Source organism: Natronomonas sp., assembly GCF_046710025.1.
Classification (GTDB): domain Archaea; phylum Halobacteriota; class Halobacteria; order Halobacteriales; family Haloarculaceae; genus Natronomonas.
The window spans coordinates 1-7,934 of record NZ_JBKEGK010000118.1; the positions used below are offsets into that span (position 1 = coordinate 1).

The 7,934-nt window shown below is 65.7% G+C and carries 11 protein-coding genes; 8 read left to right on the plus strand and 3 right to left on the minus strand.

Going from position 1 to position 7,934, the window contains the following annotated elements:
* Window positions 1-495: zinc-binding dehydrogenase (locus tag ACI944_RS09015; protein ID WP_411718717.1), on the plus strand; the 495-nt coding region annotated here is incomplete at its 5' end.
* Between the two features lie 122 nt (window positions 496-617).
* On the opposite strand, the gene ACI944_RS09020 is transcribed toward ACI944_RS09015, so the two are convergent.
* Complete coding sequence (locus ACI944_RS09020; RefSeq protein WP_411718718.1) at window positions 618-1,265, minus strand: helix-turn-helix domain-containing protein; 648 nt, start codon at window positions 1,263-1,265, stop codon at window positions 618-620.
* Window positions 1,266-1,389: 124 nt separating this feature from the next.
* Here ACI944_RS09020 and ACI944_RS09025 point away from each other — a divergent pair, with 124 nt between their 5' ends.
* Entirely contained in the window at window positions 1,390-1,773 is a 384-nt protein-coding gene (locus ACI944_RS09025) for a helix-turn-helix domain-containing protein (RefSeq protein ID WP_411718719.1), read from the plus strand.
* A 9-nt stretch (window positions 1,774-1,782) separates the two neighbouring features.
* A complete protein-coding gene (locus ACI944_RS09030) occupies window positions 1,783-2,049 on the plus strand; it encodes a hypothetical protein (protein WP_411718720.1) in 267 nt (88 codons plus the stop codon).
* 82 nt (window positions 2,050-2,131) lie between these two features.
* On the opposite strand, the gene ACI944_RS09035 is transcribed toward ACI944_RS09030, so the two are convergent.
* Both ACI944_RS09035 and ACI944_RS09040 read right to left on the minus strand, forming a co-directional pair.
* Window positions 2,132-2,581, minus strand: coding sequence for a pyridoxamine 5'-phosphate oxidase family protein (locus ACI944_RS09035; protein WP_411718721.1), 450 nt, complete (start codon window positions 2,579-2,581; stop codon window positions 2,132-2,134).
* A gap of 52 nt (window positions 2,582-2,633) precedes the next feature.
* A complete protein-coding gene (locus ACI944_RS09040; protein ID WP_411718722.1) occupies window positions 2,634-2,828 on the minus strand; it encodes a hypothetical protein in 195 nt (64 codons plus the stop codon).
* A gap of 124 nt (window positions 2,829-2,952) precedes the next feature.
* Here ACI944_RS09040 and ACI944_RS09045 point away from each other — a divergent pair, with 124 nt between their 5' ends.
* The 5 genes from ACI944_RS09045 to ACI944_RS09065 all read left to right on the plus strand — a co-directional run bounded on the left by ACI944_RS09045 (window position 2,953) and on the right by ACI944_RS09065 (window position 7,849).
* Window positions 2,953-3,258, plus strand: coding sequence for an Htur_1727 family rSAM-partnered candidate RiPP (locus tag ACI944_RS09045; protein WP_411718723.1), 306 nt, complete (start codon window positions 2,953-2,955; stop codon window positions 3,256-3,258).
* Between the two features lies 1 nt (window position 3,259).
* Window positions 3,260-4,462 (plus strand): TIGR04347 family pseudo-SAM/SPASM protein, encoded by a 1,203-nt coding sequence (locus tag ACI944_RS09050; protein ID WP_411718724.1) that lies wholly within the window; start codon window positions 3,260-3,262, stop codon window positions 4,460-4,462.
* A gap of 94 nt (window positions 4,463-4,556) precedes the next feature.
* A complete protein-coding gene (locus tag ACI944_RS09055; RefSeq protein ID WP_411718725.1) occupies window positions 4,557-4,961 on the plus strand; it encodes a MoaD/ThiS family protein in 405 nt (134 codons plus the stop codon).
* Between the two features lie 959 nt (window positions 4,962-5,920).
* The gene (locus tag ACI944_RS09060) at window positions 5,921-7,006 is read left to right on the plus strand and encodes an NAD(P)/FAD-dependent oxidoreductase (RefSeq protein ID WP_411718726.1); all 1,086 of its coding nucleotides are present in this window, start codon (window positions 5,921-5,923) and stop codon (window positions 7,004-7,006) included.
* A gap of 105 nt (window positions 7,007-7,111) precedes the next feature.
* Window positions 7,112-7,849, plus strand: coding sequence for an SDR family NAD(P)-dependent oxidoreductase (locus tag ACI944_RS09065; RefSeq protein WP_411718727.1), 738 nt, complete (start codon window positions 7,112-7,114; stop codon window positions 7,847-7,849).
* The last annotated feature ends 85 nt before the right edge of the window (window positions 7,850-7,934 follow it).

The window sequence follows — 7,934 nt, forward strand, 5'->3', positions numbered from 1 at the left end:
GACGCGCTCGGAGCCAACGTCATCGGCGTCGATCTGACGGACGACAAACTCGAGAAGGCCGAGGAACTCGGCGCTGTCGAAACAGTCAACGCGACGGACGTTGACGACGCCGCCGCCGAGGTGCATGACATCACGAACGGCGGGGCGGACGTCTCCGCCGACGCGCTGGGTATCGCGACGACCTGTCAAAATGCGGTCAATAGTCTTCGAAAGGGCGGCACGCACGTCCAGATTGGGCTGACGACCTCCGAGGAGGAGGGGATGGTGTCGCTACCGACCGACGAGTTCGTCGCCAAGGAGATCGATTTTAAAGGGTCGCTCGGCCTCCAGCCCTCGCGGTACAGCGAGATGCTGGACATGATCGACTCCGGGAAACTCAACCCGACGGCGCTGGTCGAAAAGAAGATCGACATTCACGGCGTGCCGGACGAACTGGCGGCGATGAGCGACTACAACACGCTGGGCATCCCGGTGTGTAACGACTTCAGCAGCTAACACGGTTCATCAGAAGCCGACGGCTTCTGCGGACGTTTTTTACTAGCGTTCCCGCGGTGAGCGTCGTGCGAACGGCGAAGCCGTGAGCGCGAAGCGAGCGAGGAAACGCACTAAAAAGGTCGTCAGGCGTCCAAAATCGCATCCAAAAGCTTCGATTGGGCGGCCGAGAGGTGCTCCGAAAAAGTCGACGTGGTGATATCGAGCGCGTCAGCGACCTCGCCGGCGTTGGCCCCTTTCGGGTGCTCGAAGTAGCCCATCCGGTGGGCGGTCTCAAGTACCTCGCGTTGGCGTTCGGTTAGCCGGCTCCGGTCGATGAAGACGAGGTTGTCCTCGGGGGCGTCGGTCTCGCCGCGGAGCAGGCGGCGGACATCAACGGTGGGGAATCGCTCGCGCAGCTCGCGGATCGTCCCCTGGAGCGTCTCCATGTCGACGGCGTGGAAGACGAGATACAGCGAGTCCTCGCGGGCGTGGAGGTCGACGATCGGACACTCGAATGACTCGACGGTCTCGCAGGGGCAGCCGCGCCCACGCTTGCGGGAGAATCGGTACATCGTCTTCGCGCCGTAGTCGAACGTCTCGGTCAGCGCGACGCTCGTGGCCGGCTCCGCGCCGCTTTCGAGCATGAACTCTTCGGTGACGCGTCTCGCGTCCGCGCCCGCGACGCTCCGTGCGACCGTGTACGACGGCGCCTCCCGATCCGTTGATGCCTCGACGATGGGGCAGGTGCCGTCGGCGTCGATCCGTATCTCGGCGCGGATCCCAGACATCAACGGGTGGTTAGAGCCCTCGACACCTAAGTCTGTCCGCCGCCGCCCGTCGCCCGGGGTATATAAAACACCCTACATACTGAGGGATAGAATACCCTACTGGGGAAACCCATCCTCCGAACAGAGAATGTCGCAGAAACACCGACCAACCGATGGCGGGGGGACCTCGGAGCGGGGACAATCGCGCTCGCGCGCCGTCGACTGCGAGACGGTGTTGACCGCGCTCGAGGATCCGGACTGCCGGGCGCTGCTCGAAGCGACCGCCGACGAGGCGCTGACCGCCGGGGAGCTAATCGAACGGTGTGGGGTGCCCCGGTCGACGACCTACCGGAAACTCGATCGGTTAACGGAGGCCGGATTGCTCGCGGAGAGCATCCGGATCAGCCCCGACGGAAAGCACGCGAACGAGTACCGGCGGACGTTCGACGATGTCACGATCTCGCTGGACGACTGCGAGTCGACGACCGTCGGGCTCTCGTCGACGGGGGCGTCCACGGGGGCGGCCGACTGATCCCCGCCGATGGCGCCCGCGTGCTCCGGCGGCCGAGGGGACGGGAAGAAACCGCCCGGGACCGCCGGGTGCGGGTCAGACGACGATGCCGAGGGGACCAATCGGAGGGTCGGTGAGGGCGGGGTGTCGACTGTGGGTACCTACGTGTTTGACTGTCCGGAGTGCGGCCAAGATATCGAGGTCGACGCCTCAATGCGGGCGGCGATCCTCTCGAACGGCTGTCCGGTGTGTACCGAACCCGTGGCGACAGCGTGTTTCGAGGCCGCCGAGGAGTAGCTTTTTGCGGCCGTTGGAGGGTAGCGTCTGTACTCCGTGACGGAGTAGCGTTTCGAGATCGTGGACGGAAACAGAGAGGCGTTCACCCCTCGCGGTCGGGATCGATAGCCCGACCGCTCACCGTCTCCGCGTCCAAACGGTACAGTTCGATGTCGAGTTCAGCCGTCGGTTCCGACCACGTCTCAAAGAGCGGCCGGCCTGCCGACCCGTACTGCTCGATATCCGCCGGTGTCAGGGCCTCCGGATCGACGCCGACGAGGGGGCCGGCGGCGACGACGCTGCGGTAGATTTCGCCGTCCTCGTAAATGACGAGTCTCGCCTTTGGATCGCCGTCGAGAAAGCGTCGCTTGTCGCTGTCGGGCGTCGAGACGGAGCGGAGGTAGAAGCATCGATCCGAGGGGTCGTAGCCGTAGGCGATCGGGATCGCGTAGGGGTCGTCATCGCGCGCGAGCGATAACACGCCGGTCCCGTGGGATTCGAGGAAGGCGTCCGTCTCTTCGGCCGACATCTCGATCCGGCGGTCGGGTGCCATATCCAAACGAGCGGGCGACGGTACTTATATGAATGGCTGCTCCGGTACCGTCTCAGCGCCACGCCCGGAGGTCGATCACGTCGTCGGCGTCGGCGGTGAGCCACTGGGTGCGCCGCCTCTCGGCGTCGGCATCGCGGGGGACGAACGTGTACTCGCCGTCCGGGCCCCCGGTGATCACCTCGAGCGTGTGGGGGTGCTCCGTCGAGCCACTCGGCGTCGGATCGAAGCCGCTGGAGGAGTCGGTCATAGGTGGTGGTTCGCGCCCCGGTATATAAGTCTTCGAGCCCGATCCCGCCCGCTGGGACGACGCGTTGCTCCCGGCCGATGGGATTCGGGACAGCTGATTTCAAGGCCGACACGCAACCGCGGATATGGCCGAACCGACCGAACGACGGCGGCTCGACGATGGCGACCGGGCGCCGAACGGCGAGGAGTTCGAGGTGTTCGTCCGGAGCGACGGCTCGGACCCGATGCAACACGTCGGCAGCGTCCGGGCGGCCGATGTCGACGGCGCCTACGAGATCGCAAGCCGGCTGTTCGCCTGGCACGCCGACGATGTCTGGCTCTGCCCGAGCGCCGAGATGACCCGCTTCAGCACGCATACGTTGGCCGACGAGGCTTCGCCGGCCGACCGGCCCACCGACTCCGAGGAGCCCCGAGCGAGGGAGTGGTCCTGACGTGATCTCCGTCAGCACGCTGTTGTGCGATCACGCCGCCGACGGCAACCGCCTCCGGTACGACGTCGATACCGGCACCGACGACCCCGTCTCCGACAGTCCCCAGCGCCGCCCGGTCGTGGTCTGGAACACTACCAACCGGTGTAACCTCGAGTGCGTCCACTGCTACGCCGGCGCCGAGTCCGAGCCGAAGGCCGGCGAGTTGACGACCGCCGAGGGTAAGCGGCTGCTCGACGATCTCGCCGACTACGGCGCGCCCGTCGTGTTGTTCTCCGGCGGCGAGCCGATGGTCCGCGAGGACCTCGCCGAGCTGGTCGCCTACGCCGCAGACGCGGGCATCCGACCCGTGCTCTCGACGAACGGGACACTTTTGACCGCCGATCGAGCCCGTGAACTGAAGCGGGCCGGGCTGGCCTACGCCGGCGTCTCGGTGGACGGCCTTGCCGAGCGAAACGACGAGTTCCGGGGCGTCGACGGGGCGTTCCAGGCGGCGGTCGAGGGGATCGAGACCTGTCTTGACGTCGGGCTGAAGACCGGGCTACGCTACACCGTCACCCGGCAGAACGTCGGCGATCTCGACGGCGTCGTCGACCTGCTGTCCGATGTCGGCCTCGATCGGTTTTGTTTCTATCACCTCTCCTATAGCGGCCGCGGAGAGACGCTGGACTCCGTCGACCTCGACACCGCTGAACGCCGCGAGGTCGTCACCCGAATCTGCGATCGGACGCTCGAGGCCCACCGCCGCGACGACGAAATCGAGACGCTCCTGGTCGGCAACTACGCCGACGCGGCCTACATCGTCGAGTACGCCCGTCGGGAGTTCGGCGACGACGCCGCCCGGCGCGTCTACGAGCGCCTACAGCGAAACGGCGGCGATCCGACCGGCGAACGCGTCGCCGCGGTCGACTGTCTCGGCAACGTGCATCCGACGCAGTTTTGGCGCACCTACAGCCTCGGTAACGTTCGCGATCGCTCCTTCAGCGACATCTGGGAGGACGACAACAACCCGCTCCTCCGGGCGCTCCGAAACCGGCCGGGGAACCTGACCGGCACCTGTGCCGACTGCCGGTACAAAAACATCTGTCGGGGCGGTTCGCGGCTGCGGGCGCTGGCGGCCGACAACGGCCTCTTCGGCCCCGATCCGCAGTGCTATCTCGAGGCCGAGGAACGCCACGGGTCGGTCCCGCCCACAAACGCCGATTGAGAGGCCAGCAGTCAGCATCGCCCCGCTCCCTCCTCGCAGATGGCCGAACACGTTCGCGAGAGATGACTTTTATACCGATACGCTACGGGTACGTATGAGCAGCAATCAAGCGCTTGAGACGCGTTCGGACCAGACTACCGAAACCACCGTCGACGTCCGGTGTACGGGCCACGTCAGAACCAAAATCGGCGAGCACAGCTTCGAGTATACCTTCGACGGGTCGAACCTCCGGGCGTTCCTCGACGCGTTCCTCGCGGAGTACGACGTCGAGGACATGTTGATCGCCGAAACGGAAGCGGAGGCGACGACGACCGGATGGGCACCCACTGACGGCAACCCGCCGGGGGCGTGGAATAAGAACCCCGAAGGCGAACAGACCCGCGCGTTCGCCCGCGTTGCGATCAACGGCCGGTTCAACGAGCACATCGACGGCCTCGACACCGAACTCGAAGCCGGCGACCGCGTCGCGTTGATGTACCCATTCATGTTCTGTTTATAAGGGCGGGTGCCGTCCCGCCCCTCGAGTGCTTTCGCCTCCGCTAGCCACCCCAATAGCAGACGTAGCCTGAGGTGTGTGGCGTCAATGCGCTCACATGTACCGATTCAACAAGCGACTGATTGAGATGCGGTTATAACTCTGCTCATACGCTTTGGGAGTCTGTTCTCGATTCGCGCTCAACTGTCGGGACCTATCTCCCAGTTGTACGCGCCGTGCAGAGGGCTTCAACGAGGCGTTGACACCGCTGTTTCGATGAGTGAAATAGACGCTATCCTCAACACCGTTCTTGGCGGCTATGGGATTGCTGGGATTCGAACCCAGGGCCTTCCAGTACCTCCGGGCGTGACGCGGGTCAACAAGGAATCCCGAAGGATTCCGCGACCGTCACCCCCCTGAATACTGTCTGTTCTGCCGAGCTGAACTACGAACCCCGCCAGCGACCGTATCCGCGTATGAACCGCACTCAGCGTGACCTCCTCCTCGCCGTAAACGGAGCGGGATCGAAGATCCCGCAGGCAGTCGGGCTGCCCGACGACGGCGAGGCTTCCCACGGCACCACACCGCTGAGTTGGGATATTTACTGGTTTAGGACCTGTCGGCATGACAGGTCGATGGCAGGGCCACACTGCCGTTACTCCTATCCCGGGAGGGGACTCGGAGTTATCTTGAACCGAGACACCACAGTGGTTCGAGAGGGTGTCTCGAACGTTCTGGGCCTCGGAGTCCCGATATTGTGCATTTAAATGGGCGGTGTGACCGCCTCGGTGTTCGTCATGCTACGACACGACGTCACTTAAATATCCACATTGCTGCTGAGCGTGGTTTGTGTCGTCGTTGTCGGATTCACGCCCGCCGTGAACGGCGGGATTCTCTCCTTGAACAAAGAGCCTGTGCCCGCGACAGCACCGAGAATGGCCGCCAAGCCGGGGGTTTAGTGCCGGGGCGGCATAGTTAATGGTATGACAGCAATCGGAGTCGTCGGTGCCGGGGCGGCCGCGGCGGCGGCGACACTCGTCGTCGAGACCGCCGTTCCCGACGCCGACGTGACGGTCCTCGAGAAGTCGGGCGGGCTCTGCGGGCGGGCGGCGACGCGCCGACACGATGACATCGTCTACGACTACGGGGCGAACTACGTCAAATCCGACGACGAGCGCGTCGTCGAGTTGCTCACCGAGACGCTCGACACCGACGGCCTCGTCGACGCGAGCGAGCCGATTTACACCTTCGACGAGTCGGGGGCCGTCTCGCCGGGTCGGGAGGCCGACGAACACAAGTGGAGCTACGAGTCGGGGCTGACCCAGATCGCGAAACGGCTGTTCGGGCGGACCGACGCGGAGATCCACCGCCGGACGCGCGTGGCGACGATCCGCCGAGAGAATGGCGGCGAGGGTGAGACCCCCGAGACTGGTGGCGGGAACGGCGACGACGGCGCGTGGACGCTCGTCGATGCCGACGGCGAGTCGTGGGGGCCCTTCGACGTTGTCCTATTGAACCCGCCCGCCCCGCAGACGGCCGAGTTGCTCGCCGACGCCGAGTGGGACGACGACCGCCGCGAGGCGCTCCGCGCGGCCGCCGCCGAGGTCCCCTATCGAGCGGTCTGGACGGCCGTGTTGCGCTACCCGTTCCGCCTGGATCGGCCCTATTACGGGCTGGTCAACACGGACAAAAACCACGATGTCGGCTGGATCTCCCGCGAGGAGTGTAAAGCCGGACACGTCCCCGATGGCGACTCGCTGCTCGTCGTGCAGGCGGGTGGCGAGTGGTCGAGCGAACACTACGACCGCGATCCGGCCGAGAACGTCGCCGAACTCGCCGAACTGACGGCCGGTATCGTCGGCGACGAGCGCCTCACCGATCCGAGTTGGACCGACTACCAGGGCTGGCGCTACGCGCTGCCCGAAGGAAGCGTCCGGCGGGGACCGCTCGACTCGGCCGAGTCTGCCGGACTGTACTGTCTCGGCGACTGGGTCGTCGGCGAGGGGCGGATCCACGCGGCGCTGGCGAACGGGCTTGATGTCGGCGAACGGGTCGCATACTCGGTCTGAGCCGCACCGAAAGCGGGCGCGCGGAAACCGCGCGAGCGCCGGCGCGAACCCGGGGACGCCGTCCGCCACCCGTCGGTTCAAGACGGCGACCGTCCTACGGGACTCATGCCCTTGTCACCAGACCTGAGCGGACGCACGGCCCTCGTGACCGGCAGTGCGAAACGCGTTGGCCGGGAACTGCTGCTCCGGATCGCCGACTGCGGCGCCGATGTCGCGGTCCACTATAACGAGAGCGATGCTGCCGCGGAGGCCACCGCGGCGGAAGCACGCGAGCGTGGCGTCGACGCCGTCACCGTCAGCGCCGACATCACCGACCCGGACGCCGTCGAGTCGATGTTCGAGGCTATCGAGTCGAAACTGGGGTCGGTGGACGTGTTGGTCAACAACGTCGGCGACTTCGACGCCCGACACTGGACTGAGATCGAGTGGGAGTCGTGGCGAAACGTTATCGAAACGACGCTTTACGGGACGGTGCTGTGCTCGCGGCGCGCGCTCCCCGGCATGTGCGAGTCGGAGTGGGGCCGGATCGTCAACGTCGGCTTCGCCGACAGCGACCGGATGCACGCCCACCCGGTGAACTTCCCTTACTTCGTCGCGAAGACCGGCGTGTTGATGTTCACCCGGATGGCGGCTGCGGACACCCAAGACGACGGCGTCACGGTGAACGCCGTCTCGCCGTTTGCCGTCGAGAACACCGTCTCCGACGTGTCATCGTTCCCGCGGGGGCGGGCGGCCGCCTTCGACGACGTGGCCGCGCCGACGCTGTTTTTCCTGAGCGACGCAGCGGCGTATATAAGTGGTGAGAACATCGCGGTCGACGGGGGCCGCCTGCCCGAGCGCTGAGCCCTCTTGAGGCACAAGCGGCACACCACCCGGCGCGCGCCGGAAGACAGAGGCCGCTGGGGGCCGTTGTGCGATCATGGCCGAA